26 protein-coding genes are annotated in these 25,651 nt (G+C 62.9%); 17 read left to right on the forward strand and 9 right to left on the reverse strand.

The features are described 5' to 3' along the window. Nucleotides 1-243 precede the first annotated feature (243 nt). Complete coding sequence (locus ACEN9O_RS30750; RefSeq protein ID WP_495615556.1) at nt 244-687, forward strand: Arm DNA-binding domain-containing protein; 444 nt, start codon at nt 244-246, stop codon at nt 685-687. Here the strand turns inward: ACEN9O_RS30750 and ACEN9O_RS30755 are convergent. Then, nucleotides 668-817 carry a hypothetical protein gene (locus tag ACEN9O_RS30755; RefSeq protein WP_495615557.1) on the reverse strand — a complete coding sequence of 50 codons (150 nt, stop codon included), beginning with the start codon at nt 815-817 and terminating at the stop codon, nt 668-670. The genes ACEN9O_RS30750 and ACEN9O_RS30755 overlap by 20 nt on opposite strands. Before the next feature lie 562 nt (nt 818-1,379). Here ACEN9O_RS30755 and ACEN9O_RS30760 point away from each other — a divergent pair. From ACEN9O_RS30760 to ACEN9O_RS30775, 4 genes are read left to right on the forward strand one after another with little or no spacing between them, the layout of a single operon-like run. Beyond that, complete coding sequence (locus tag ACEN9O_RS30760; protein WP_495615558.1) at nt 1,380-1,628, forward strand: hypothetical protein; 249 nt, start codon at nt 1,380-1,382, stop codon at nt 1,626-1,628. After that, the gene (locus tag ACEN9O_RS30765) at nt 1,621-1,797 is read left to right on the forward strand and encodes a hypothetical protein (RefSeq protein ID WP_495615559.1); all 177 of its coding nucleotides are present in this window, start codon (nt 1,621-1,623) and stop codon (nt 1,795-1,797) included. The genes ACEN9O_RS30760 and ACEN9O_RS30765 overlap by 8 nt, the downstream gene beginning before the upstream one ends. A 2-nt stretch (nt 1,798-1,799) precedes the next feature. Next, nucleotides 1,800-2,120 carry a hypothetical protein gene (locus tag ACEN9O_RS30770; RefSeq protein ID WP_495615560.1) on the forward strand — a complete coding sequence of 107 codons (321 nt, stop codon included), beginning with the start codon at nt 1,800-1,802 and terminating at the stop codon, nt 2,118-2,120. Further along, nucleotides 2,107-2,355: an HNH endonuclease signature motif containing protein gene (locus ACEN9O_RS30775; RefSeq protein WP_495615561.1), complete on the forward strand. Its 249-nt coding sequence runs from the start codon at nt 2,107-2,109 to the stop codon at nt 2,353-2,355. The genes ACEN9O_RS30770 and ACEN9O_RS30775 overlap by 14 nt, the downstream gene beginning before the upstream one ends. A 275-nt stretch (nt 2,356-2,630) precedes the next feature. Here the strand turns inward: ACEN9O_RS30775 and ACEN9O_RS30780 are convergent, their stop codons facing one another. Further along, nucleotides 2,631-3,422 carry a DUF6683 family protein gene (locus ACEN9O_RS30780; RefSeq protein WP_495615562.1) on the reverse strand — a complete coding sequence of 264 codons (792 nt, stop codon included), beginning with the start codon at nt 3,420-3,422 and terminating at the stop codon, nt 2,631-2,633. A gap of 192 nt (nt 3,423-3,614) precedes the next feature. Then, nucleotides 3,615-4,274, reverse strand: coding sequence for a PEP-CTERM sorting domain-containing protein (locus ACEN9O_RS30785; RefSeq protein ID WP_495615563.1), 660 nt, complete (start codon nt 4,272-4,274; stop codon nt 3,615-3,617). A gap of 287 nt (nt 4,275-4,561) precedes the next feature. On the opposite strand from ACEN9O_RS30785, the gene ACEN9O_RS30790 reads away from it, so the two are divergent. After that, on the forward strand, nt 4,562-6,664 hold the full coding sequence (locus ACEN9O_RS30790; RefSeq protein WP_495615564.1) for a TonB-dependent receptor plug domain-containing protein: 2,103 nt from the start codon (nt 4,562-4,564) through the stop codon (nt 6,662-6,664). A gap of 26 nt (nt 6,665-6,690) precedes the next feature. Here the strand turns inward: ACEN9O_RS30790 and ACEN9O_RS30795 are convergent, their stop codons facing one another. Then, on the reverse strand, nt 6,691-7,254 hold the full coding sequence (locus tag ACEN9O_RS30795) for a YceI family protein (RefSeq protein WP_495615565.1): 564 nt from the start codon (nt 7,252-7,254) through the stop codon (nt 6,691-6,693). A gap of 178 nt (nt 7,255-7,432) precedes the next feature. Here ACEN9O_RS30795 and ACEN9O_RS30800 point away from each other — a divergent pair, with 178 nt between their 5' ends. Continuing rightward, the gene (locus ACEN9O_RS30800; RefSeq protein WP_495615566.1) at nt 7,433-8,335 is read left to right on the forward strand and encodes a winged helix-turn-helix domain-containing protein; all 903 of its coding nucleotides are present in this window, start codon (nt 7,433-7,435) and stop codon (nt 8,333-8,335) included. Nucleotides 8,336-8,344: 9 nt separating this feature from the next. Here ACEN9O_RS30800 and ACEN9O_RS30805 read toward each other — a convergent pair whose 3' ends face one another. The 3 genes from ACEN9O_RS30805 to ACEN9O_RS30815 form a co-directional block, all read right to left on the reverse strand. Next, on the reverse strand, nt 8,345-9,460 hold the full coding sequence (locus ACEN9O_RS30805) for an acyltransferase family protein (RefSeq protein ID WP_495615567.1): 1,116 nt from the start codon (nt 9,458-9,460) through the stop codon (nt 8,345-8,347). 106 nt (nt 9,461-9,566) lie between these two features. Next, nucleotides 9,567-10,679 carry a DUF418 domain-containing protein gene (locus ACEN9O_RS30810; protein ID WP_495615568.1) on the reverse strand — a complete coding sequence of 371 codons (1,113 nt, stop codon included), beginning with the start codon at nt 10,677-10,679 and terminating at the stop codon, nt 9,567-9,569. Next, nucleotides 10,679-12,661: a helicase-related protein gene (locus tag ACEN9O_RS30815; protein WP_495615569.1), complete on the reverse strand. Its 1,983-nt coding sequence runs from the start codon at nt 12,659-12,661 to the stop codon at nt 10,679-10,681. Before ACEN9O_RS30815 ends, ACEN9O_RS30810 begins: the two co-directional genes overlap by 1 nt. 138 nt (nt 12,662-12,799) lie before the next feature. Between ACEN9O_RS30815 and ACEN9O_RS30820 the strand changes: the two genes are divergently transcribed. Together ACEN9O_RS30820 and ACEN9O_RS30825 are read left to right on the forward strand one after the other, a co-directional pair. Next, nucleotides 12,800-13,111, forward strand: a complete 312-nt coding sequence (locus ACEN9O_RS30820) for a TM2 domain-containing protein (protein WP_495615570.1) — start codon at nt 12,800-12,802, stop codon at nt 13,109-13,111. Nucleotides 13,112-13,186: 75 nt separating this feature from the next. Then, a complete protein-coding gene (locus ACEN9O_RS30825) occupies nt 13,187-13,783 on the forward strand; it encodes an IMPACT family protein (RefSeq protein WP_495615571.1) in 597 nt (198 codons plus the stop codon). Nucleotides 13,784-13,815: 32 nt separating this feature from the next. Here ACEN9O_RS30825 and ACEN9O_RS30830 read toward each other — a convergent pair whose 3' ends face one another. Beyond that, nucleotides 13,816-15,021: a DUF418 domain-containing protein gene (locus ACEN9O_RS30830; protein WP_495615572.1), complete on the reverse strand. Its 1,206-nt coding sequence runs from the start codon at nt 15,019-15,021 to the stop codon at nt 13,816-13,818. 261 nt (nt 15,022-15,282) lie between these two features. Here ACEN9O_RS30830 and ACEN9O_RS30835 point away from each other — a divergent pair, with 261 nt between their 5' ends. From ACEN9O_RS30835 to ACEN9O_RS30870, 8 genes are all read left to right on the forward strand, one after another. Continuing rightward, nucleotides 15,283-16,935, forward strand: a complete 1,653-nt coding sequence (locus tag ACEN9O_RS30835) for a methyl-accepting chemotaxis protein (protein ID WP_495615573.1) — start codon at nt 15,283-15,285, stop codon at nt 16,933-16,935. 142 nt (nt 16,936-17,077) lie between these two features. Further along, nucleotides 17,078-17,635, forward strand: coding sequence for a GNAT family N-acetyltransferase (locus tag ACEN9O_RS30840; protein WP_495615574.1), 558 nt, complete (start codon nt 17,078-17,080; stop codon nt 17,633-17,635). Nucleotides 17,636-17,807: 172 nt separating this feature from the next. Beyond that, the gene (locus tag ACEN9O_RS30845) at nt 17,808-19,055 is read left to right on the forward strand and encodes an efflux RND transporter periplasmic adaptor subunit (RefSeq protein ID WP_495615575.1); all 1,248 of its coding nucleotides are present in this window, start codon (nt 17,808-17,810) and stop codon (nt 19,053-19,055) included. A 20-nt stretch (nt 19,056-19,075) separates the two neighbouring features. Further along, entirely contained in the window at nt 19,076-19,738 is a 663-nt protein-coding gene (locus ACEN9O_RS30850) for an ABC transporter ATP-binding protein (RefSeq protein ID WP_495615576.1), read from the forward strand. 9 nt (nt 19,739-19,747) lie between these two features. After that, a complete protein-coding gene (locus ACEN9O_RS30855) occupies nt 19,748-20,986 on the forward strand; it encodes an ABC transporter permease (RefSeq protein ID WP_495615577.1) in 1,239 nt (412 codons plus the stop codon). Beyond that, nucleotides 20,983-22,191, forward strand: coding sequence for an ABC transporter permease (locus ACEN9O_RS30860; RefSeq protein WP_495615578.1), 1,209 nt, complete (start codon nt 20,983-20,985; stop codon nt 22,189-22,191). The genes ACEN9O_RS30855 and ACEN9O_RS30860 overlap by 4 nt, the downstream gene beginning before the upstream one ends. 14 nt (nt 22,192-22,205) lie before the next feature. Beyond that, a complete protein-coding gene (locus tag ACEN9O_RS30865) occupies nt 22,206-23,630 on the forward strand; it encodes a sigma-54-dependent transcriptional regulator (RefSeq protein ID WP_495615579.1) in 1,425 nt (474 codons plus the stop codon). Further along, entirely contained in the window at nt 23,627-24,988 is a 1,362-nt protein-coding gene (locus tag ACEN9O_RS30870) for a sensor histidine kinase (RefSeq protein WP_495615580.1), read from the forward strand. Before ACEN9O_RS30865 ends, ACEN9O_RS30870 begins: the two co-directional genes overlap by 4 nt. Nucleotides 24,989-25,065: 77 nt before the next feature. Here the strand turns inward: ACEN9O_RS30870 and ACEN9O_RS30875 are convergent, their stop codons facing one another. After that, nucleotides 25,066-25,518: a hypothetical protein gene (locus tag ACEN9O_RS30875; protein WP_495615581.1), complete on the reverse strand. Its 453-nt coding sequence runs from the start codon at nt 25,516-25,518 to the stop codon at nt 25,066-25,068. Between the last annotated feature and the right edge of the window lie 133 nt (nt 25,519-25,651).

Below are 25,651 nucleotides of genomic sequence, written 5' to 3' on the forward strand. Positions count from 1 at the left end.
AATGTCGAATTGGCCCTGCTATTTTCGGTACCCGATTACTTCAACAGAACGCCGCCAAGACCGGGAATAGACCAGAAGCCGCTACTACAGCCTACAGCCACGCTCCTCCTCCTAATAAGTCGCCCCCTCCTTGGCACATCCACGCTGCTTCGCTTTAGTTAGGACCAGATCCACAGATTTGAACTTCCCGGAACACCAAACGCACCAACATCTACCAACCCGCCCACCATAGGAGCGCAAACAATGAACAGGCAATTCCGCTTCAACAAAAAACTGATCGACGCTCTCCCCCCGCACCCTGAAGACGCGAAATCGAAGGAAAGCGAATACTCGGACACCGAAGTTGCTGGCTTGCGGGTAATCGTGAACCGGAAGGGACGCAAATATTTTCTGCTTCGGTACACCTTTAACGGTGCAAAACGCAGCATGAAACTGGGGGACGATCCGCAGCTTGACGTCGCGGACGCAAGGCAGCAGGCCCTGGACATGCGAGGGAAAATTGCGGCCGGAATTGACCCACAGCGCCAGACCGACGCCGTAATCAAAGTGGATCTCACGCTGAAAGCCTTCGTGACCGACGACTATCTGCCCCATGCCTACGCTACCAAGCGCAGCGCCAAGGACGACGAAGGCCGTATGCGCAACATCCTGCCGGAGCTGGGCCACCTTACCATTGCTGGTACTTGATGCCTCCTTCCGAGTACTTGCTCAGCTTTGGGCATTTGCCGTCCTTGAGGAGCCAGTAAGACGTAGCGCTGATTTCGGCATCTGCTCCGTCACTCTGTGCGTCGGTGGATTTGGTTGCTTTGGCGTTCATTTGGTGTCCTGTGTGAGAGCCGCTTAGCGGCGGTACTTAAGGGAAATCTTGAGATCGAGTGTGCTGGCCCGCTTGGGTTTGGCCGGCTTAGGCAGACTTCCTGCTCCAATTGCCCTGACGGCTTTGCGAATCAATGCTGGTGATGTGGGTGTGGTGATCGGAAGGTTTGTTTTCTTCATTCGGTGCCTGAAAATGGAAAAAGCCCGAATGGCGTTTACCATTCGGGCTTCGGTTTGAAGGAAAGTATTAGTCTGCGGGCTAACGGCGCATGGCTACGTCGAACTCGACAAACGCGGCGAGCCAGGCGAAGGGCAAGTCTCGTGTCTTGACGCTATAACCTTTGCGCAGCGCGAAGAATGGCGTTACGATAGTGTGAAATCCGAAGCCTTCGGCGAGCTAATTGGCAATGCAATCAAGGATCCTCCTCTTCGAGATAAGGAGTTCGTTTAAGGCTTGGCCGTCCAATATGCGCAGCATTGGCGTGGAGGCAGAAAGATAATTCTATCATTTCGGAGTAATAATATATCCCGGAAATAATTTAAATTTCAAATCAAAATAAATTATGAACATACTGAAATTCGAGATCCTTGACCTGAAAAAGGGGGATAAGGTCGTTAAGGTAGATGGCAAGGAAATTCACGTCAGCAAGTCATCAGGCGAGTATGTGGTGTATTCGCTAAAAATGGATAAGACTGGCGAGGTAATCGACTTTGACGTTTTTGCTGTAACCCAAGGAGATGGCTCGTTTGAATTAATAACGAACGCAAACATGTTTGATTTGACGGCGACCTGGGAGAGTAAAGATGAGTAACTCACCTGACGATAAGTCTCCAAAATCTGAAATCACTGAGTACGAACAAGCCACGGGATCCGTGATCTATCGCCGGGTCCCGCCCGAAAAAAAAGCTGAGTTAAAGAAAATAATTAAAGAAACCGCTAAAAAGTACGGCTTAATTGCCCACGTGCTTGAGAGGAAGTAATTGTGGACGAGAAAGACATAATAGTAAGGTTTTCCGGCGAAGCTAAGGTTGTGAATGACGCGCTTTCTGAAATTGCAGAAAAGGCTCTTATCCTTGGATTGTCAGGTGAGGATCTTCAAATAAATAAGCTCGCAAAAAAAGTTGATCGAAAAAAAGTAGAAAATAGATCAACATCTGACATTCTGGGCAAAGTGACAGGAGACGAAGCCACCGTGGAAGCTTTCATGAGTGAAGTAATCGAAAGAGTTTCACAAGATCTAGGCTTAGAAGCACCGTCAACCAGCCTTAAACTGCCGTCCGGAGGTGATCATGGCAAAAAGTAGTGATAGAAGTTACGAGCACGCCAAGGCGATAGCTCTCGCAAAAATCCGTGAGGGTTACAAATGCGAAGCCCGTTGTGGCTCGGACTTAGATATACAGGGGCATCACATCTTAGATTACAGTTTGGGTGGTGACGCTTCGTCAGAGAATATTCTAGTTGTCTGCAAGAAGTGTCATGATATGGTACACGCCGGTGAAATAGTTATTGCCACTTTTGACTATCGCCCGGCGCCGTGACTAAAGATGAACTGGACTTCACCCCACCTCCGGTCAACGGGCGGCCCCCCCATCTTCATCTGGTCCCACTCTGGTCCCTCTAGTTCGGTGCAGTAACTGTCAAAAACGCCTCATAGTAAAGCTGTCCTCTTCGAAAGACCCTCTGTTACTGGGTATTCCAGCGGACTTTTAATCCGTTGGTCGCAGGTTCGAATCCCGCACGGCCTACCAAGATTCATCAAAAACGCCAACCTTCGGGTTGGCGTTTTTGTTTTTGCCATATCTCCTTGAGCGGACTATTCGTCCAGCCCGACGCCCCGCGCATCGATATGCAAGCGGTCCGGGTCCAGGCCCAGGGTGCGCAGATTTTCGCGCGCGGCATTGCGCAGGTTGGCCTGCTGCGCCGCTGGCTGCGGTGTGATTTGCTGCGACTTGTAGGCCAGCGCCATGAACGTGCCGGACATCGCGCTCTGTTCGTACAGGTTGCGCAGCGCCGACGGGCTTTGCCCGCCAAGCGTACTGCGCAGCGCGGGCTGGCGTCGCAGCTGCTCCACCACCGCGCCGAACTCTTCATCGGATACTTCCTGCCCCTTCAACACCATGTAGTTCCCGACCAGGAAAGCGGCCAGCGCGCCGCCAACATCGTTGCGAGGCAAGCCCAGCTTGGTCTCCAGCTGGTGCCAGACGTCCAGGCTGTCGGCGAATGTCCTGGTCATCACAGCGCGATGTTCTGGCGGGAAGTGTGCCGCGAGCTCGGCCGCGTTGCGTTGCACCGCAGACGGGGCATCGGCCCGCAGCGTGGCCGCCGCCACGCCGCCTTGAGCAGCCGGGGCGGCACCTGATGTTGCGGAGCCCGCGCTCCGCCGGCCCTGATTGTTACGCGACGCCGGATCCGCCGCCTGGATCATGCTGGAATTATTGAGCACCGAGCTTTGCATGAAGCTGTTGAGCGGTGCCCCGTAGGTCGCGTAGTCCGCCCCCAGCCATTGGGCCTGCGCCGGCAGCGCCACAAATCCCGGCAGCGACAATGCGCCGGCCTGCGCCAGCATCAGTCCCCGCACTTTCCATCCGTGTCGCTTGTTCGTCATCAGCATCTCCACAAAGGTAGCGGAGAAGATTATCAAAAGACCATGCAATGCGTCGCACAGTGGCGCGCCTGCCCAAGGATGCGCTGGTGGAGATTTCGGCAATCGCCGCGAAATAAAGCAGCGATCCTGAACTTTTTTGCGCGCAAAAAAAACGCCAGCAAGAAGCTGGCGTCCGATTGCGCATGAACTGCTTTATTTGGCGCTGCGGCGACGCGCGGCGTAACCGATCAAGCCCAAACCAAGCAACAGCATGCCGTAGGTCTCTGGCTCCGGCACTGCCGGCGTGGAGTACGAACGTTGTCCCGTGTAAATACCGATATTCGAGAACGTCGGGATGGAGTTCAAGTTCTTTGAGTTATTGAGCCAGTTGATGGCCCAGTTGCCTTTCAAGGTCTGGCCCGCCAGGATAGCCTGATCGTTGAACAGGAAACTTCCGACGTTATCGCCAGCGTGGAAAGACAAGCTCAGGTCAACCGTGGTGTTCTTGGTCGAGCTCGTGTTCGTGACCGACCAGGTGCCGCTGGTGCGGCTAGCGCCCTGCGTAAAGGAGAAGCTCAGGCCATCGGCCACGGCCTTGTCGGCAAACACCAGGCCGTTGGTGCCGGCTTCGACAGTCTCAGCCAGGCTCCAGCCAGTGGCTGCGGTGCCGGAGCCGCTCACGAATGCGCTATCGAAACCTTTGGTCGACTGGATGGGATTGATCTGGTGCTTTTGATCCAAAGCAAACTGGTCTGCGATGTCCCCACTCAACGTGACATCCTTGGCGCCGGACTTGCCAGGGCCTGGTGCTGCATGTGACGCAACGGCGACAAGACAGGAACTCAACAACGCAATTTTGAAGATGTTTTTCATTTGTGGTCCAACAGGGTTAGTGGAATGTTTCCAAATTGGAATTTAAATTTCCATAATGCATAGCGAAGCATACCACCACTACAAAAATCAATGCAAGAAATATATGCATAGATGCCTAAATGCAACCACTCTATCCACCGTCCGGAATAGAAACAAACATAACTTTCTGATGCACTTTGACAACACTCAATTGTTAAACCACCAAGCGCCGTGTATTGTGATGTTTCTGCTGCCGTCCGACTTACCAGATGAAACCGTTCCCTCCCCTGCGCACCCGGCGCACGCGCATGACCGACCGCAGCCCCGCCTGGCTGGTCGCCCTGGCTTTGACGGCCTGGCATCCCGTATTGCTTGCCGCAGCCCAGCCTGAAGACGACGACCTCACCCTGTACGGCATGGACCGCTCCGCCATCAGCCTGGCCACCGGCTCCGCCCAGCCACTGCGCCGCGCGCCGGCGGTCGCCTCGGTGGTCACTGCCGAGGATATTGCCGCCATGGGGGCGACCGACCTCGATCACGTGCTGGAGGCGGTGGCCGGCATCCATGTCACGCGCGTGGCAACCATGTATGCGCCCAACTACTTCATCCGCGGCATCGGCGCGGGCGGCGTCACCAATCCCCAGGTGCTGGTCCTGCTCAACGGTCTGCGGATGAACACCGACTACAACGGCGACAAGGGTAATATGTGGGCCAGCATGCCGCTGACGAACGTGGCGCGCATCGAAATCATCCGCGGCCCCGGTTCGGCCTTGTACGGCGCCGATGCCTTTGCCGGCGTCATCAACATCATCACCAAGACGGCGGAACAAATACCGGGCCTGCGCGTGGGCGCGCGCGCAGGCTCGTTCAATGCGCGCGACACCTGGCTGGAGTACGGCGGCAAGCGCGACCAGCTGTCCATCGCGGCTTATCTGCAAGTGGGCCGCACCAACGGCGCCGACACCGAGGTCGAAGCCGATGCGCAATCCCTCAACGACCGCCGCTTCGGCACCCACGTGAGCAAAGCCCCCGGCCCGATGAACACCGGCTACAACGCCTACGACGGCAGTCTCGACCTGTCCTGGCAGCGTTGGCGCTGGCGCACCAACCTGAAGTGGCGCAGCGACGTCGGCACCGGCCTCGGCGTCAACTCCGCGCTCGATCCCGACCACAAGGCGCGCAGCGGCTATGCGACCAGCGAACTGTCCTGGACCGCGCCCGACTTCGCCAACGACTGGAGCGTGGGCGGCTCGCTGAGCTATATGTTTTTCACCGAGCAGTCGCCGGACGGCCTGGGATTGTTTCCGGCCGGCGCGCGCATCGGCGCCAACCTGTTCCCGAACGGCATGATCGGCGGCCCCAGCCGCTGGGAACGCAATCTGCGCAGCTCGGCCTTCGCCACCTACAGCGGCCTGAGCCGGCATGCGTTGCGCCTGGGCGCGGGCCATGACGACCTGTACTTGTATCTGGTCGAGACCATGAAGAACTTCCTGATCAATCCGGCGGGGATACCGATACCGACCGGCGCCGTGATCGACTATGGCCCGATCCAGCCGCACATCCGGCCCCAGCGCCGCAAGATCAACTATGTCTATGTGCAGGACGAATGGCAGTTCGCCCGCGACTGGGCGCTGACGGCCGGCGTGCGGCATGACGACTATTCGGATTTCGGCGGCACCACCAATCCGCGCCTGGCGCTGGTGTGGGACGCCGACCTGGACGTCACGGTCAAGCTGCTGCATGGCCGCGCCTTCCGTTCGCCCAGCTTCAACGAACAGACCGGCATCAATCCGGTCAACATGGGCAATCCGCTGGTCCGGCCGGAAGCCATCACCACCACCGAGGCCGCGCTGGCATGGCAGGCGCGCGCCGACCTGTCCATCAACGTCAGCCTGTTCCGCTATACGATCAAGGACCTGATTCGTTCCGTGCCGAATCCTGCGCCAGCGCCGGGCGCGACCTACCAAAACAGCGGCGGCGTGAACGGCAATGGCGGCGAAGTCGAACTGACGTGGGAACTGGACCCGAGCCTGCGCTGGCAAGCGAACTACGCGCGCCAGAACGCGCACGATGCCGCCACCGGCGTCGATCCGGGCTATGCGCCGCGCCACCATGCCAATACCCGCCTGGAGTGGACTCTGAGCCCGGGCTGGCAGCTTAGTCCACAGCTGAACTGGGTCGCCGGCCGTCGCCGGGCGCCGGGCGACGCGCGCGCCGCCATCGCGGACTACCGGACCGTGGACGCCGCCCTCACCCGGCAGTTGCCGCACGGCTGGACCGTCTCCGCCACCGTGCGCAACCTGCTCAACGCCGACGCGCGCGAGCCGAGCCTGGCGCCGGGACTGGCGCTGCCATTCGACATCCCGGTCTCGCCGCGCGCCGTGGCGCTGCAGTTAAGCGTCAAGCTTTAACTGCGCGCGCCGCCGGGGGCCAGCACCTAGCCTTCCGTGCTCGCGGCCAGGGTAATGTGGACCGTGAGTTCCCGCGCCGTGTTCGGGAAGTACTTGTTGACGCCGAAATCGGCGCGGTTCAGCTTGACCATGGCGTCGAACCCGGCTTCGGTCTGCTTGCCCGTCGGGTCGCGCTTGATCTTGTTGATCTTGCCGTCGAGGACCACATCCTTGGTCACGCCGTGCACCGACAGCTTGCCGCTGATCTTGAGGCTATCCATCGGCCCCTTGACGATCCTGGTACTCTGGAAGGTGATGTCGGGGAAGGCGGCGGCGTCGAGGAATTCCGCGGTCACGAGTTGCCGGTCGAGCGCGGCGACGGCGGTGTGGATGCCGTCCACCGCCAGTTTCACGGTGACCGAGGACTTGCTCAGGTCCTCATCCAGCATCAGCTTGCCTTCGATTTTCTCAAAACGGGCCACCGGGTTGGTGTAACCATGATGATCCCAGCTAAAGACAACAGCGCTGTGGTCGGGATCGATCGTCAGCGTCTCGGCGCTGAAGGCAGGCAGGGTGAACAGCGAGAACAGCGGCAGCAACAGGTATTTCATTGGAAACTCCTTCATGTTTGGGAGTCATCACAATGCAAGCGGCCGGGCCAAAAGTCCTGAAATTGGCCTGAAATTAGCCTGAAAGCGGCCTGAAATCGTTCTGAAATTCCCTGAAAGGCCCAGCTGGCGGCCGCGCTATAATCCAACACTGTCAAAATTACAAAGATATCGGAGCGGAATGGAAACCTCTGCGCTTGCAAAGCTGCGCGTCGGCGCCTGGCGTGTCGACGGTGCCTTGGGCGAGATCGACCGGGATGGCGAAACGGTACGGCTCGATCAACGCACCATGCGTCTGTTGCTCTGCCTGGCTGGCCGCCCCGGCGAGATCGTCAGCGCCGACGACCTGCTGAGCCAGGTCTGGCCGGGCGTCATCGTCACGCCGGATTCGGTGTACCAGGCGATCGCATCGCTGCGCCGCGTGCTCGGTGACGATCCCAAGCAGCCCAGCTACATCGCCACCGTGCCGCGCCAGGGTTACCGGCTGGTGGCGGATGTGAGCCCGTGGAGCGGGCCGGCAGCCATCCCGGCGCCGCCCCGCCCGGCGCCGTCGTCCAACGCCTCGCGCAGCCGCCTGACTTTTTTGCTGACGGCCTGTATTCCCATCGTGGTCGGCATTGCCTTCTGGCTGCACAACACGCTGGCGAACGAGCCGCATCCGGCGGCGCCAGCGGCGGCGGCGCAAAAATCCATCGCCGTGCTGCCGTTTGCGGATTTGACCGATGGCATGAGCAACGAGACCTTTGCCGACGGCATGACCGAGGAACTGATCGGCAGGTTCAGCAAGATACCCGGCCTGAAAGTGCCGGCGCCGAGCGCCACGTTTTATTACAAGGACAAACAGCTGGCGGTGGCCGACGTCGCCAGCAAGCTGGGCGTCGTCTACATTCTGGATGGCAGTGTGCGCAAATCCGGCAACACCTTGCGGGTCGCGGCGCGCTTGATGAAGGCCGACAACGGCTTCGTGATCTGGTCGGAAACCTATGACAAGCCGGTCAATGACCTGTTGATGGTGCAGGACGACATCGCCGACGCCGTCACCAAGGCATTGAAGACGACGATCGCCCAAGGCGCGGGCGGCTGATCAGACTCGCTACGCCGCCAACGGCCGCGGGCCGATCTTCCCAGTGGCGAACTGGACCGCGCGCCCCAGTGGCGCCTCCACCCAGCGGAAGAACGCGGCGCCGGCGGCCAGGCTGCCAGCCCAAGCGAGCAGCATGCCCAAGCCCTGCCACGCCGGCCCGGCCGGAACAAACCGGCTGAACGCTGCATTGACCAGCAGGCAGACCGGGAAGTGGATCAGGAACACCGAATACGATATGCGCCCCAGGCCATTGACGACAGCCCAGGCGCGGCCGGTCGTCACCGTTTCAACACGGCCGAAAAGATACAGCAGGCAGGCGACCACCAGCGCCAGCGCGATGCGGCTGCGGAAGTCCAGGAACAAGGCGGCCGACACCGGCAGCACCGCCATCGCCAGCAGCAGGGCCACGGCGCCCGGCTTGCGGCATCGGTCGCTGGCCCACCACGCCATCATGCCCAGGCCATAGCTGCCGAAGAAATACGGCGCCCAGTTATCCCAGTCGGCATCGAGGTTGAAATACAGCAGCGACAGCGTGACCCCCACGGACGTCAGCGTCGGCATCAGCCACAGCATGCGGCGATTGCCTGGCACACAGCCGGCCAACCACAGCGCCAGCGCCGCGACCGCATACAACTGGAAATCGATGGCGACATACCAGGCGCCAGCCGACAGCGACGGATAGCCCAGCACGCCATGCAGCAGCAACGCGTGGGCGGCCAGCTGGCTCAGGGTGGCCGGCGCGGAGACCGAACTGTGGCTCATCCAGTTGCCGGCCCAGACGGAAGCGACAGCGGCCAGCAAGGTGGCGGCCATGAACGGCGGCGCCAGCTTGGCGTAACGCCGCCGTATCGCGCTCAACGGGTCGGACAGCCCGGGCCGGCCGGCGGGCGACAGCGATTTGGCAACCAGGAAGCCGCTGATGACGAGGAAGACCTGGACAGCAATACGCGCACTATTGCCCAACCAATCTATCAACGCCGGCAACAGTGGACGCACGTGATCGGACATCGGGCCATAAAATGCCAAATGATGCAAAACGATCAACTGTGCCGCGCCAGCTTTCAGCAGATTAATCAAACCAAACTGCGACTGGACCGCGTCTTCCGCTCCCCTTGCAACCTTCATTTCCATCCCTAAACATCCGGCTTTTTGCCGATCGGCCGCCATAATAGCCGAGGTTCGCAGCCTGATGGCGCCACTTTGGCGAGAAAGCGTGGATCTTGCCGCGGGATCAGTCCTGACGTTGCATCGCTTGTAGCTTCCCATACATCAGCGTCCGCCACAGCCATTCCAGCGGACCGAAGCGGTAATGCCGCAGCCACCAGGCACTGAACGCCATTTGCGCCAGGTACACGCCGATGCCGAGCATCAGGGCCGGCGCGGCGCCGAGCTTGCCGAACATGCCCAAGCCGTAGCCGAAGAAGATGAGCCCGAATATCAGCGATTGCGCGATATAGTTGGTGAACGCCATCCGGCCCAGCGGCGCGAAGCTGCGCAGCAGCCCGTGCTGGGTCAGCAAGATCACGGTCGCGGCGTAGCCGGCAGCCAACAAGGTCTGGCCAACACCTGTGGCGATATCCTGGATGCACAATGCCGCGCCACCCGCCACGCCCGCCACCGCGATGCCGGTCCACAGACGCAGGTATTCTGCCGGTCGCTGTATCACGCCGGTGCGCCACGCGAAGGCGCCCAGCAGGAACAGCGCCAGCGTCCGGGGGAAGACGTAAATGTGCAAAGGCAGCAGATAAGGCAACTCATTCATGCTGAACCGGGAAATGTCGGCATAGCTGCCCGACGCGTAGACCTGATCGGCCAGCGCGACATGCTGCTGGAACCACGCCGGCTCAGGCCACGGTATCCCGACCGGCACCATGTCGACGAACAGGTAAAGCCCGAACATGCCGGCAGCCGCCACAGCCAGCGTCCATGCCGGCGCCGCAAGCAGGGGCAACACCAGCAGGCCGGCGAGCGCATATTCGGTCAGGATGTCGCCGTTCCAGATCAGCAGCAGGTGCACCAGCCCGAACGCCAACAGCACGATCAAGCGCCGCGCCAGCCAATAGAACGGCCGCCCGCCGCGGGACAGGCGCTCGAACTGCACCGCCAGCCCAAGGCCGAACAGAAAGGAAAACACCGCGAAGGCCTTCATCTCGAAGCCGACGCGGATCAGTGCTTCAACCAGTTTATCCAGCATGCCCTGGCCCGGATCGGGCGGCAGGAACTGCTGGAAAATCGACACCCGGAATTCCGACACCAGATTCACCGCCAGCACGCCAAACAGCGCGATGCCACGCAGGATATCGATGGCGTCTATGCGCTCGCTTGCCCCCTCCCTGAGCGCCATCAGCGGCGGAACTTCTTCGGCTGACGCTTGCGCAGCGCGGAGTTCTGATCCTGCAGCATTGCGTCCACGCGCTCGGACGCCTGGCGCGACAGCGTCTGCGCCCGTTCCGTGTCGGGGAAGTATTCAGGCTGCCGGTAGGCCAGCCACGCGTAGGCCGAATACAGGCGGCAGGCGTCCTCCACCTCCTGCAGGGACATATAGTGCAGCGGGCTCTGCTCCGCCTTGATCGGCGTGATCTTCTTGGCGGCCAGCGCCGTTGCCCAGTGTTCCCAGGCGCGCTGCAGCGACGGCACCTTGGACGAGATCGGCACCAGCGACAGCGCGAACTTCTCCGCCACCGTCAGCTGCAGGGTATCGAGCCAGGCCGCGCGCTCGAACTGGTCCTCGGTGATGCGCGGGTAGAAGAAACCATCCGGCACATCGATGTTGTGCACGAAGCGCTTCAGCAGCTTGGCCAGCGCATGCTCGTTGGTCACCGACGAAATCCGGTGCAGATGCTCCAGCGTCGGCGCCACAGCGAAGCCGGTGGTCTTCAAGGGCACCGGCTTTTCCCTCAACAGCGAGCGCACCACGTTGTGGGTCTCGTTGTCGTAGCCGGCCACCAGGCCTTCCTCGTGCACGCCGAAGCGCCCGGCGCGGCCGGCGATCTGGCGCGCCAGCGCGGCCGGGATCTCTTCCTCTTCGTAGCCGTTGTACTTGACCGAGGTGGTCATGACGATGCGCGCGATCGGCATGTTCAGGCCCATCGCGATCGCGTCCGTGCCCACCACCACGTCGGCCGCGCCGTCGCGGAAGCGCTGCGCCTGCGCGCGCCGCACCTCCGGCGACAGATTGCCGTAGACGGTGGCCACCGACAGGCCCAGCTCGGTCACCATGTCGCGCCACATCAACACTTCGCGGCGCGAGAAGCAGATCACCGCGTCGCCGCGCCGCAGGTTGCTCAGCTTGCGCACCGCGCTCGGCTCCACCGACAGCGGGCCTTTGCGCTTGAGCACATGGACCTCCAGCTCGCACTCCAGCCGCGCCGCCAGCACCTCGATGGCGCGCCGCGCTTCCGGCGCGCCCACCAGGTAGACCACCTGCGCCGGCGCGCCGCAGACGGCGGCGGTCCAGGCGGAGCCGCGGTCGCGGTCGGCCAGCATCTGGATTTCATCGATCACCGCCACATCGACCGGGGTGCGCGTGTCGAGCATCTCCACGGTGCTGGCCACGTGGGTGGCGCCGGCCACCAGGCGGCGCTCCTCGCCCGTCACCAGGCTGACGGCCAGCGGCTTGCCGTGCGCTTCCATGGCTTGCAGGCGTTCGTAGTTTTCCAGCGCCAGCAGACGCAAGGGCGCCAGGTAGACGCCGCTGGGCGCCTTGGCCAGCGCTTCGATCGCCTGGTGGGTCTTGCCGGAATTGGTCGGCCCCAGCAGCGCGATGAACTTGCGCTTCATGCGCCGCGCCACGTCGAACGAGGCCGGGTATTCGGCCAGGTTGATGCTCTGACGGGTGCGTTCGGCGTGCTGCTCCTCCATATCGCGCTCGACCGCGTGCTCCAGCCGTTGCCGGATACGGTCGAACACGATGCCGGCCGGCTCGGCGATCTGCATGTCGGCCAGCGCGCCGAGGAAGGGTTGGGCGTCCAGCCCGCAGTCGTCGCAGGCGTCGGCCAGCTCCTGCACGAAGGCGCTGACGTAGCCGCGCAGCTCGGCACCGACAGCATCGCTGGCGCGTTCCAGCAGCAGCTGGGAACGGGTCTCGGCATCCATCTTGCGCCATTTGGACGATTTGGCCAGCACGCCCTGCGCCGGCACCAGGTCGTAGGGAACCTGCAAGCCCGCGTAATCGACCACCCCGCTCAGGCGCAGGAACACGCGGCCCTCCTGACGCGCCAGCAACACGCCTTTGGCGCTCAACCCCAGCCGGCGCATCAAGTCGTCGTCTTCCCCCTGGTCGCTGTCTGTGGCGTTGTGGGGCGGCGCGGAGGATGAATTGCTCATGTGCGATACTCAGGTAGGTGGGCTGGAATTTTAGCAGATCGTTACAGTTGGTGAGAAAGCTAGCCCGGCTCCCCACCTATAATCTTCCGCCTAGGCAATCAGCCTACAACAACAATTAATCAAAACAAAAGGGAAAACATGGGCATGGTATTCTGCCGCGGTTGTGGCAAAGAGATTCACGAGACAGCACCGACGTGTCCGCACTGCGGCGCGCCGCAACATTCCTCCGCCGCCGGCCCCCGGTCGGAAAAAGATTACGTCGTCACCGTCCTGCTGTGCTTCTTCCTCGGCGTGCTGGGCGTACACCGCTTCTACGTCGGCAAGATCGGTACCGGCATTTTAATGCTGTTCACCTTCGGCGGCTTCGGTATCTGGGCGCTGATCGATTTTATTATGGTCGTCCTCGGCAGTTTCACCGATAGCGAAGGTCTCAAAATCAGCAACCGCTAAGCGCGTTTTTGTCTTTCCCCCGGATTTCTGGCACCATAGCCCGGTTTACATCGCCGCCGTGCCAGAAATCCCGCCATGCCCTTCTCCCTCGCCTCCGCCGTTCACCACGAATTGCTGATTAAAAAAAGCCGTTTTATTGCCTGCGTTCAGCCGATGACGGATCGAAATGCCGCGCAAAAAGTGGTGGCCGAATTGTGGGCGCAACATCCGGGCGCCGCCCACGTTTGCTGGGCATTATTAGCCGGCGGTCAATCGGCGGCAGTCGATGACGGCGAACCCAGCGGCACTGCCGGCCGCCCCATGCTCGATGTTTTACGCCACCAGGATCTCGAAGGCGTATTAGCCACCGTGGTGCGCTATTTCGGCGGCGTTAAATTGGGTGCCGGTGGATTGGTGCGCGCCTATACCGACAGCGTAGCCCAGGCATTATTAAAGTCCGAGAAAATCGCGATTATCAAGCTGCAATACCTGACCTGTACCGCGCCTTATGCAATGGAAGGCATGATACGGCGAGAAATTGAATTGGCCGGCGCCAGCCTGGATAATGTCGCGCATTCCGACCACGTGCAGTTCGAGTTCAGCCTTCCCGATAGCGCAGCCGCGCAACTGATCCACCGATTGAATGAGGCCGGCCACGGCCGTATTCAATGGATCGCTCCCGACGACGAATAAGGCGTTGAGCGGCCGTCGCCGCCGGTCGCCCGTCACAAGCTGTTTTTTGGTATATTCGCGCCAATATTTGGCACGGCAGCACTATGAGAACCGATCCAGGTGGCCTTGTGCCACAGCGTTTCAAGCGGCCCCTGCTTGTGACGACAAAGCCACCACACGCTGAACTGCCTTTGCAGCAGCGCCAGCGTCAGTCCTATCGCCAGTGCGAAACTGGCGCCGGTGTATTGATACATCCCCAGGCCGAAGCCATAATAAATCGACGTGCCGACTATGGATTGCACCACATAGCTGGTCAAGCTCATGCGGCCCAGCGGCGAGAATATCCCCAGCCAATTTCCGGAATAAGACAGCAAGGTAAAACTGGATACCAGCACCGCCATGAAGGCCACGTTGGACCACGAAGTCACTATGACCAATAATGGCCTGAGCACCGCGGGGCCGATATGCCATACATCGGGGAAGGTTTTCAACAAATACAGCGGGATAAACGCCGACACGGCAAGGCACAGGGTTTTACGCCAGAATATGCGGTTTGATTCGGAGTGTATAAACAGCGATAAGCGCCCGGCCAGCATACCCAGCATGAATAACGCGGGTATCTGGAATATGCGGCCATTTTCCCAACTCCAGCGGATGACACCGATTTTCCCGTTGCTTAAATTCCCGCGCCAGACGTCAAATACCGAACCATGCGCCATATACTTCTCGGCGCGGCCGAAATATGCCCAGGATGCGGGATCGGCGAGTTTCTCATCGGGATGGGGCAAGGCCTGGAATAACTCCACCCATGCATGGGGCAGCAGCAATAAGAATGCGGCAATGCCCAGCACCGTGCCATTGCGCAAGCGCGCCACCAGTATCAAGCTCAACCCCAACACGGCGTAAATACTGAGTATATCGCCGTGGTAAAACAGGGAATTGAACAGGCCGAATCCCAGCAATAACACCATGCGCCAGGCAAAGCGGGCGCGGAAATCTTCGCCGCGCAGCGCCCGGTTATGATCCTGGATGTAGAACGTCACTCCAAACAAGAGCGCGAAGATCGCGTAAGACTTGCCGCCGAACAGGAAAAACAGGCTATCCCAGAGCATCTTGTCCACCGCCATCAGCCAGGCCGGCAATCCCGACGGCGAAAAATAGAAATCGAAGTGCTCGATATTGTGCAGAAGCATGATCGAGACGATGGCGAAACCGCGCAAGGCATCGATCACATCCAGGCGGGAAGAGTTGGCGTTCATGGAGTTCTACCTTGGCAAAGTGAACAGAATGCCAAGTGTAGGCTGGAAACGCTCCCAGTGGCGGGCTGCCCCGAAAATTTTCAGGCACGGCGGACGGCCGTCCAGCCGACTCGTTGCCACATGACAAGTATTAATGTATATTCATGGCCCACAACTTCAAGCACGACCGATCGCCCCATCCCCGCGGTCGCCAGCCCTCCCCGGCCCTGCCCCCGCCAACACGTGGCGGAACCACGTTTTCACGAGAAACAGAATCACAATATGAATTTCAACAACCTCAAAGTAAGTACCCGGCTGGGTCTGGGCTTCGGCGCCATCCTGCTGATGCTGGCCATCGCCAGCGTGCAAAACATCGTCAGCCTCGGCACGCTCAATGACGGCACCGAAGCCATCGTCACGGAAAATTATGCCAAAGTGGTGCAGGCGCAGGCCATCCTCAACCACAGCAACAAGATCGCCCGCGCGCTGCGCAACTCGCTGCTGCTGCATGACGACGACAGGGCCGCCAAGGAACTGGCAGTCATCGCCGACAAGCGCAAGGAGATCGAGACCGTCATGCAAACGCTGGCGGCCGCGGTCAAGTCGGCGACCGGACGCCAGCTGTTCGCGGCGGTGCAGGCGGCGCGCACGCCCTACGAAGCGGCGATCGATGAAGCGGTGCGCAAACGCCGCACCGGCGACATCGACGGCGCCGTCGATTACCTGCTGACCAATATGCGCGACCTGCAAACAGCCTACCTGAACAGCCTGGACGCGCTGATCGCGCACCAGAGTGCAGCGATGGAAACCGGCCGCCTGAAAGCGGATACCACCTACGTCCAGGCGCGCAATCTCGCCATCGTGCTGGGCCTGCTGTCGCTGGGCGTCGGCGTGGCGGCGGCCGCGCTGATCTCGCGCCAGCTGCTGCGCCAGCTGGGCGGCGAACCGGACCACGTGGCCGGCATCGCCAGCCAGATCGCTGCCGGCGACCTGGCCGTTCCTATCGTCACCCGCAGCGGCGACCAGCGCAGCCTGCTGTTCGCCATCCAGGCCATGCGCGACAGCCTGGCCAACATCGTCGGCCAGGTGCGCGGCGGCGCCGATTCCATCGTCACCGCGGCCACCGAAATCGCGGCCGGCAATCTGGACCTGTCCTCGCGCACCGAGCAGCAGGCCGGCTCGCTGGAGGAAACCGCGTCGTCGATGGAGGAACTGACCGCCACCGTCAAGCAGAACACCGAGAGCGCGCGCCAGGCCAATACGCTGGCCGCGTCCGCCTCGCGGATCGCCGTCGAAGGCGGCGCCGTGGTGACCAACGTGGTACACACCATGGGCGAGATCAACGAGTCGGCCAGGAAGATCGTCGACATCATCAGCGTCATCGACGGCATCGCGTTCCAGACCAATATCCTGGCGCTGAACGCGGCGGTGGAAGCGGCGCGCGCCGGCGAGCAGGGTCGCGGCTTTGCCGTGGTCGCCAGCGAGGTACGTACGCTGGCGCAGCGCTCGGCGGCGGCGGCCAAGGAGATCAAGGTGCTGATCGACGATTCCGTGCACAAGGTCGCCACCGGTACCGAGCTGGTCGGCGAAGCCGGCGCGACGATGGAAAAAATCGTCGCCGCCGTCAAGTCCGTCACCGACATCATGGGTGAGATCAGCATCGCCAGCCATGAGCAGGAAGCCGGCATCGACCAGATCAACCAGGCCATCGCCGAGATGGACACCGTGACGCAGCAGAACGCCGCGTTGGTCGAGCAAGCCGCAGCAGCGGCCGAGGCGCAGCAGGACCAGGCGCATCACCTGGTGCAGCTGGTGGGCGTGTTCAAGCTGGCGTCGGACCGCCGCGCTGCGCCGGTCCGCAGCCTCGGCCAGCGCAAGCCATCGCAGCTGGTGCTGGGCGCGCCGCACAAGCGGCACGCGCGCGAAGCCGCCTGAGCCGCCGCGTCATTCCCGCGAACGCGGGAATCCATACTGAGCGTCCGCAATCAGCGTTCCATGGATTCCCGCGTTCGCGGGAATGACGGCGACGGGGACGGCGACGGGGACGGGGACGGGAACGGTGGGCTACAATCCAGCGATGAGCCCACTACACATCGACCCGCTGGAGCCTGCCGGCTTCGACGATTTTCTCCTCTACCTCAACGATCACCTGTCCGACAACGGCCAGGGCGACACCGCCTACTTCCAGCCGCTGCCGCGCGCCGACTCGCGCTTCCCCGCCGACAAGGCCGATGCTTTCCGCACCGGCATGCGGACGCCGCTGGACGCGCCCGGCTGGCGCCGCGTCTGGGTGGCGCGCGCCGCCGACGGCAGCATCGCCGGCCACATCGACCTGCGCGCGCATCCCGAACGCCACGCCGCCCACCGCTGCCTGCTGGGCATGGGTGTGGACCGCGCCTTCCGCCAGCAGGGCCTGGGCAGCAGCCTGATCGACCATGCCGAACAATGGGCCCGCGTATCGGCACAACTCGCATGGATCGACCTGCAAGTGCTGTCCGTGAACGCGCCCGCGATCCGGCTCTACCGCAGCAAGGGCTTTATACAAACCGGAGAAATCCCCGACCTGTTCCGCATCGACGGCCACAGCCTCGCCTACACCGGCATGAGCAAACGCCTGGATGCGGGCCCCGCCTGAACCGGGACTGTCCGTATCCGGACGGTGCTGAACGAAGACGGGCATGCGGCCCCATCGCGCCGCGCCCGCCGGAGCGCGCCAAGCCCTTGATTTGGCTGGCTTTTAACGCCTCGCCGGCAAGTGGCACGGCTATTGCAATAAAGAGCACATCATTCGCTCTTTATCGCACCCCATGGACCAGGCGCTCAACCCCAAGATCATCTCCAGCCGCAAGCGCAAGACCGTCATCGTCTTTGCCGCCGTGCTGGCCTCGCTGTGCGCCGCCGCGTGGGGCATCAACCGCGTGGTCAGCCCCAGCGTCGACGCCGGCAGCGTGCTGATGGCCGAGGTCCGCGTCGGCAATATCGCCAACACCATCAACGCTTCCGGCATCGTCATCCCGGTGCACGAGGAACTGGTCTCGAGCCCGATCCAGACCCACGTCGCCAAGGTGCACGCCAAGCTGGGCCAGCAAGTCCAGGCCGGCGAACTGCTGCTCGAGCTGGACAACCGCACCATCGTGCTGGCGATGGACAGCATCAAGGAACAACTGGCCCAGCAGGAAAACCGCATCCTGGCGCTGACCCTGGAACTGGCGCAGAAGCGCAAGCAGATCGTCAGCGCCATCGAGCTGCTGGAGCTGGACCTGCAGGCGACCCGCGTCAAGCTGGGTCGCTACCAGACGCTGCGCAAGGCCGGCGGCGTCTCGGCCGAGGATCTGCTGACGGCCGAGCTGAACGTCAAGCGCACCGAGATCCAGCTGCGCCAGCAGCACGAGCAGATCGACGACAGCCAGCGCGTCACCTCCTCCAGCATCGAAGGCGCGCGGTTGCAAAAGAACATCCTGCAAAAACAACTGCAGCAGCAACAGGAGCTGCTGGCGCAAACCCAGGTGCGCGCGCCGTTCGCCGGCATGCTGACCTGGCTGCTGGCCGACGAAGGCGCCAGCCTCGCCACCGGCCAGCTGGTGGCCAAGGTCTCCGAGCTAAGCAACTACAAGGTCGAAGCCTCGCTGTCCGATTTCCACGCCCGCGCGCTCAGCGCCGGCCAGCCGGTGCGCGTCGAGCAGGGCAATGTGCGGCTGGACGGCGTGGTGCAGACCATCCTGCCGGAGATCCAGAACGGCACCGTCAAGCTGCTGGTCACGCTGGCCCAGCCCAGCCATCCCATGCTGCGCAACAAGCTGCGGGTGGAAGTGAACATCGTCACCGAGCAAAAGCAGAACGCCCTGCTGGCCGACTACGGTCCCGCCTTCAACGGCCGCGGCCCGCAGGACATCTTCGTGGTGCGCGACGGCGTGGCCCGCAAGACCACGCTCAACATCGGCGCCAGCGACGGCAAGGCCGTGGAGATCCTGGCCGGCGCCCGCGCCGGCGACCGCCTCATCATTTCAGACACCACCCGCTACAAGGAACGCGACAGCATCCGCGTCGCCCAATAACGCTCATCGAAAGGACCATCATGATACGCCTGAACAAAGTCAGCAAAACCTACCAGACCGACAAGGTCGAAACCCTGGCCCTGAAGGACATCGACCTGCATGTCGGGAAATCGGAATTCGTCTGCATCATGGGCCCCAGCGGTTGCGGCAAGAGCACGCTGCTGAACCTGATCGGCCTGCTGGACCGTCCAGGCAGCGGCGCCATCCACGTGGGCGGCGCGCCGGTGGCCTCGTACAAGGACAAGCACGTGGCCAAGCTGCGCAACAACACCTTCGGCTTCATCTTCCAGAGCTTCCACCTGATCAACGACCTGCGCGTGATCGACAACGTCGAGCTGCCGCTGCTGTACCGCGACCTGTCGGCCAAGAAGCGCCAGCGGCTGGCGCGCGAGGCGCTGGAAAAGGTCGGCCTCGGCGCCCGCATGGACCACTACCCCAACCAGCTGTCCGGCGGCCAGCAGCAGCGTGTGGCGATCGCCCGCGCAATCGTCGGCCAGCCGCAGGTGTTGCTGGCCGATGAGCCGACCGGCAACCTCGACAGCAAGATGGGCCAGGAAGTGATGGACATCCTGCTCAAGCTCAACAGCGAAGGCACGACCGTGGTGATGGTCACCCACGACGAGCAGGAAGCCAAGCGCGCCGGCCGCATCGTGCGCGTGTTCGACGGCCAGCTGGTCGCTTAAGGAGACGCCATGTTCAGGAACTATCTGCTGACCGCGTGGAAGGTCTTCATGCGCCGCAAGCTGTTCACCGCGATCAACCTGCTGTGCATCGTGCTGACCCTGGTGGTGCTGCTGGTGGTGACGGCGCTGCTGCAGAACGCCTTCTATCCCACCGGCGTCGAAGGCAAGAGCGACCGCTTCGTGCAGGCCATCATGATCGAGGCCCGCCACAGCGAGGGCAAGAGCTTGCGCCGCAGCCCGCTCGGCTTCAAGCTGATCGACAAATACATCAAGCCGCTACCGGACGTGGAGGCGGTATCGGCCGTCACCATGCCGGAAACCGTGTCGGTCTACCAGGAAGGCCGCGTCAGCGAACTGCTGATGCGCCGCACCGACGCCGAATACTGGAAGATCCTCGACTTCAAGGTGCTGCAGGGCCGCGTGCCGGACCAGGCCGACGTCGACCAGGGCCGCTTCGTGGCCGTCGTCAACCAGTCGACCGCGCGCAAGCTGTTCCCCGGCCTGCCGGCGCTGGCGCAGAAGATCAGCATCGGCGGCCAGTACTTCACCGTCATCGGCGTGGTCGAGGACGCCATGCACCTCAACGCCTTCGCCGACATCTGGGCGCCCATCACCACCTTCCCGTCCACCGACTACCGCAGCCAGTTGTTCGGCAACTTCGCCTTCATGGTGCTGGCGCACAAGGCCGCCGACCTGCCGCGCATCCAGCGCGACATCGAGGCCGCCGCCAAGACCGTGGTGTTCGATGATCCCAAGCAGTTCAACATCGCCCGCGTCTGGGGCGACAGCAAGCTCGACCTGTTTGCCCGCATGCTGCTGCAGCAAAAAGACGCCGACTCCGGCGCCGGCAAGCTGCTGCTGGTGATCGGCGGCCTGATGCTGCTGTTCATGGCACTGCCGGCGCTCAACCTGGTCAACCTGAACACCGGCCGCATCCTCGAGCGCAGCAGCGAGATCGGCGTGCGCAAGGCCTTCGGCGCCACCAGCGCCCACCTGGTGCGCCAGCTGGTGCTGGAAAATGTGCTGCTGTGCCTGGCCGGCGGCCTGATCGGCCTGGTCTGCGCGCGGCTGGCGCTGTGGTGGCTGGAAGCGTCCGACCTGATTCCCTACCTGCACGTGGAACTGAACCTGGCCGTGTTCGGCATCGGCCTGGTGCTGGCCACCGTGTTCGGCCTGCTGTCGGGCGTGCTGCCGGCCTGGAAAATGTCCCGCCTCGACCCCGTCCACGCCTTGAAAGGAGCCGCATGATGCTGCGCCACTTACTCAAACTGATCTGGAAACGCAAGTCGCGCAACCTGATGCTGTCGCTGGAAATCCTGCTGGCCTTCGTGGTGGTGTTCGCCATCAGCGCCTTCGCCCTGCGCAGCTACCAGCTGTACCAGATGCCGACCGGCTTCAGCTACCAGGACGTGTGGTCGGTCTCGCTCAACGCCCGCACCGAGGGCGGCATCGAGGCCGATCCGCAGATCTACGACAAGCTGCGCCAGAGCCTGAAGACCTTGCCGGAGGTGGAGGAAGTCAGCTTCACCACCTTCCCGGTGTACCAGTCGTCGAACTGGACCAGCGAATTCACGCTGCGCGAAGGCAAGCGCAAGTTCGTCTCCAACCTGTTCGAGATGAGCGATGAATTTCCCGCCGTGGCCCACATGACGCTGGCCGAGGGCCGCTGGTTCTCGCGCGCCGACGACGGCGCGGCCGAACAACCGGTGATCATCAACCGCCGCTTGGCGCTGCAGCTTTCCGGCGGCAAGCCGGCGCTCGGCCAGGTGTTCAGCGAGGACGAAGACCATCCCAAGAACGGCCTCAAGCAGTACAAGGTGGTCGGCATCGTCGACGAGTTCCGCAGCCAGGGCGAGTTCATGTCGCCGACCAACTTCATGCTGGTGCGCCACAAGATCGGCGCAGACGGCGGTTCGCTGGACGCGATCCAGCTCAAGGTCCGCCGCGGCACGCCGCGCACCTTCGAGGCGGCGCTCAACCGCCAGCTCAAGCTGGTGCGCAGCGACTGGAGCTACACCATCTCGCCGACGGCCGACATGCGCACCACGATGCTCAAGACCCAGACCGTTCCGCTGACCGTGCTGGCCGTGATCGCCGGCTTCCTGCTGGTGATGGTGGCGTTCGGCCTGTTCGGCGTGCTGTGGCAAAACACCACCCAGCGCATTCCGGAGATCGGCCTGCGGCGCGCCATCGGCGCCGATTCCGGCCACATCTACAGCCAGATCATCGTCGAGCAGATGCTGCTCAGTTCGGGCGCCATCTTCATCGCGCTGCTGTTGCTGGTGCAGCTGCCGCTGACCGGCGTGCTGGGCGACAGCCTGAACTGGGCGGTGTTTTTGATGGCGACCGCGCTATCGGCCGGCGTGATCTATCTGCTATCCTTGCTGTGTTCGCTCTACCCGGGCTGGCGCGCCGCGCGCCTGAGCCCGACCCAGGCGCTGCACTATGAATAAGGCGGTTTGAATCGATGGAATCCTCCCCCAAGCAACGCATCCTGATCGTCGACGACGACAGCGCGGTACAGGTGTCGCTGGCGCTGCTGCTCAAGCAGTCCGGCTTCGACACCGTGTGCTGCGACGATCCGCAGCAGGCGCTGGCCCAGCTGGCGCGGCAGCCGGCCGACCTGGTGCTGCAGGACATGAACTTCTCGCTGCGCACCAGCGGCGAGGAAGGCCTGCAACTGCTTGCCGACATCAAACAGCTGTACCCGGCGCTGCCGGTGCTGCTGATGACGGCCTGGGGCTCGATCGCACTGGCGGTCAAGGGCGTACAGGCGGGCGCCGCCAACTTCTTCACCAAGCCCTGGGACAACGCCCAGCTGATGGAGCTGATCCGCACCACGCTCGACACCGCCGCGCCCGTCCCGGCCGGCTCCGGCTGTCCCACGCGCGCGGCGCTCGACGCCCAGTTCGATTTCAGCGGCATCGTCGGCGAGCATCCGCGGCTGCTGAAGGTGCTCTCCACCATCGTCCAGGTGGCGGCCACCAAGGCGCCGGTGCTGATCCTGGGCGAGAGCGGCTGCGGCAAGGAGCTGATCGCCGACGCCCTGCACCGCAACAGCCCGCGCGCGGCGCGGCCCATCGTCAAGATCAACATGGGGGCGATCACGCCCTCGCTGTTTGAAAGCGAAATGTTCGGCCACGTGCGCGGCGCCTTTACCGACGCCAAGACCGACCGCAAGGGCCACGTCGCCAGCGCGCACGAAGGCACGCTGTTCCTCGACGAGATCGGCGAGCTGAATCGCGCCGACCAGGTCAAGCTGCTGCGCGTGCTGCAGGACCAGACCTACCAGGCGGTCGGCGCCAGCCGCACGGAGCGGGCCGACATCCGCGTGGTCTCGGCCACCAACCGCGAGCTGGCCGAGCTGGTGGCCGCCGGCGAGTTCCGCGAGGACCTGTTCTACCGCCTCAACCTGATCACCATCCGCCTGCCGCCGCTGCGCGAACGCCGCAGCGACATCCCGCTGCTGGCGCGCCACATCATCGGCCAGGTATCGGAAAGCTATGGCCTGGGACCGGCCAGCATCGCGCCGGCCGCGCTGGAGTGGCTGAGCGCGCAGCCGTGGCCGGGCAATATCCGCCAGCTCAAGCAGACGCTGGAACGCACGCTGCTGCTGGTCGGCAGGAGCGAGCTGAAGCAAGCCGATTTCATCGCCGCCGAGCAGCACGAGCATGGCGGCGTGCCGCGTTCGTCCAGCCTGGGCGTGGACGGCATGACCTTGGAACAGGTGGAGCGCCACATGATCGCCAAGGCGCTGGAACAGCACCAGGGCAATATCTCGCGCGTGGCCAAGGCCCTGGGCCTGAGCCGCACCGCGCTGTACCGGCGGCTGGAGCGTCACGGCCTGGGCGGCGACGCCGGGTCCGAGGCCGAGCACGAAGCGCGCGCATGAACCTGCGCCGCAGCCTGTACGGCTACCTGAGCGCCGCCCACCTGCTGTTCCTGGGCCTGACCATCACCCTGTTCCGCCAGTCGCCGCTGCTGATGCTGGGCCTGGAAGCGGCGGTGCTGCTGAGTTTTGCGCTGGGCATCATGCTGATCCGCCGCGCGCTCGAGCCGCTGGGCTACACGCGCCACTTCCACGACCTGCTGCAGGACCAGCACTACGCCGCGCGCCTGCAGCAAAGCGGCGATCCGCAACTGAACGAACTGATCCAGCTGTTCAACACCATGCTGGGCGCGCTGTACCAGGAGCGCCTGCAACTGGGCGAGCAGCAAGGCTTCCTCGACCGCCTGCTGGAAGCGACGCCGAGCGCGGTGATCGTGTTCGATTTCGACGGCCGCATCAGCCTGCTCAACGCCAGCGCCCACGCGCTGCTCAAGCTGGACGACGCCAAAGGCAAGCCGCTGGCGGCCTGCCTGCCGGCCGACGCCGACAGCGAACATCCCGGCCTGCTGGCCCAGCTCGACGCGCTACCGCTGGGCGACAGCCAGCTGCTGACCGACACCGACGGCCGCCGCTACCGCGGCCAGCGCGGCCATTTCTACGACCGCGGCTTCGCCCGCCACTTCCTGCTGATCGAGGAGCTGACGCAGGAACTGGAAAGCTCGGAGAAAGCCACTTACGACAAGCTGATCCGCGTGCTGGCGCACGAGGTCAACAACACGGTGGCGGCCACCGGCTCGGTGCTCGATTCGCTGCTGTACTACCGCAGCCAGCTGGCCGAGCGCGACGGCGAGGACTTCAGCACCGCCATCGTCGCCGTCAAGCGCCGCAACGTCAGCCTGGGCGAGTTCATCGAGCGCTTCACGCGGGTGGTCAAGATGCCGGCGCCGGAGCTGCGGCCCAACGCCGTGGCCGAGTTAATGGACGACATCCTCTACCTGTACCGCGAGCCCTGCCGCAGCCGCGGCATCCGCATCGCCTGGCAGCGCTGCGACGAGGTGCCGGCCATCGCCCTGGACCGCCACCTGATGGAGCAGGCGCTGCTCAACGTGGTCAAGAACGCGATGGAGGCGGTGGAGGCGCGGACGGCTGATACCGCCGGCGAGAAGGCGATCGAATTCGTGCTGGCCAGCGAGGGCGAGCGCGTGCGGCTATCGGTGATCGACACCGGCGACCTGCTGGGCGACGTGCCGGCGCGGCAGTTGTTCACGCCCTTCTTCACCACCAAGAAAGGCGGCCAGGGCATAGGCTTGCTGTTTGTGCGCGAAGTACTGAACCGCCACGGCTTCGCCTACCGCCTGGCCGCCACCGGCCAGGGCACTACCCGCTTCGACATCTGGCTGCAAGGCGGGGGTCAAGTCTGACATTCGGACACGGCCTCTGCCGTAGCGGCCGCTACGGCAGAGGCCGTGTCCGAATGTCAGACTTGACCCCAGCGGTTTTACTTGACGCGCTTGACGCGCGGCGCGGTGCGGGCGCCGTCGATGTCCATGTAGATGGCGCCCATCAGGCCGCGCTCGACCTTGACCTTGGGATTGACCAGACTCAGGTCTTCCTGGCTGTCGTCATTGATCATCCAGACCTGGCCGTTGGCCAGGCGGATGCGCTGCTTGGGCACCCAGCCGTCGAAGCTGCCGACGATGCTGCTTTCGATCGAATCGAGCTTGATGGTGGTCGACAGGCTTTCCGCGCCGAAGCTTTGCTCCAGTTCCTTCCTGGCCGCCGGCGCCGGCACGGCGGCCGCAGCGGCGGTGCCGGCCGCTGCGCCCAGCGGGATGGCGTCATAGCACGCCAGGCGCGCCGGACCGTCGTTCAGCTGGCGGCAACGCAGCATGGCGCCGTCATCGGCCAGGGCAGCACTCGAGACTAACATCAGGGCCAACAGGGATTTCATCGCAGCTCTTCCATGAATTAAACGTGCTGCGATTATATAAGCGAAACGGCCGGTTCAGGCCATCGGCCACCAGACCTGGAACGAAAACTGCATAAGGATATCGCCAAATATTCGTCTTTCAGCCGATGGTGCC

The organism is Duganella sp. Dugasp78, assembly GCF_059491455.1.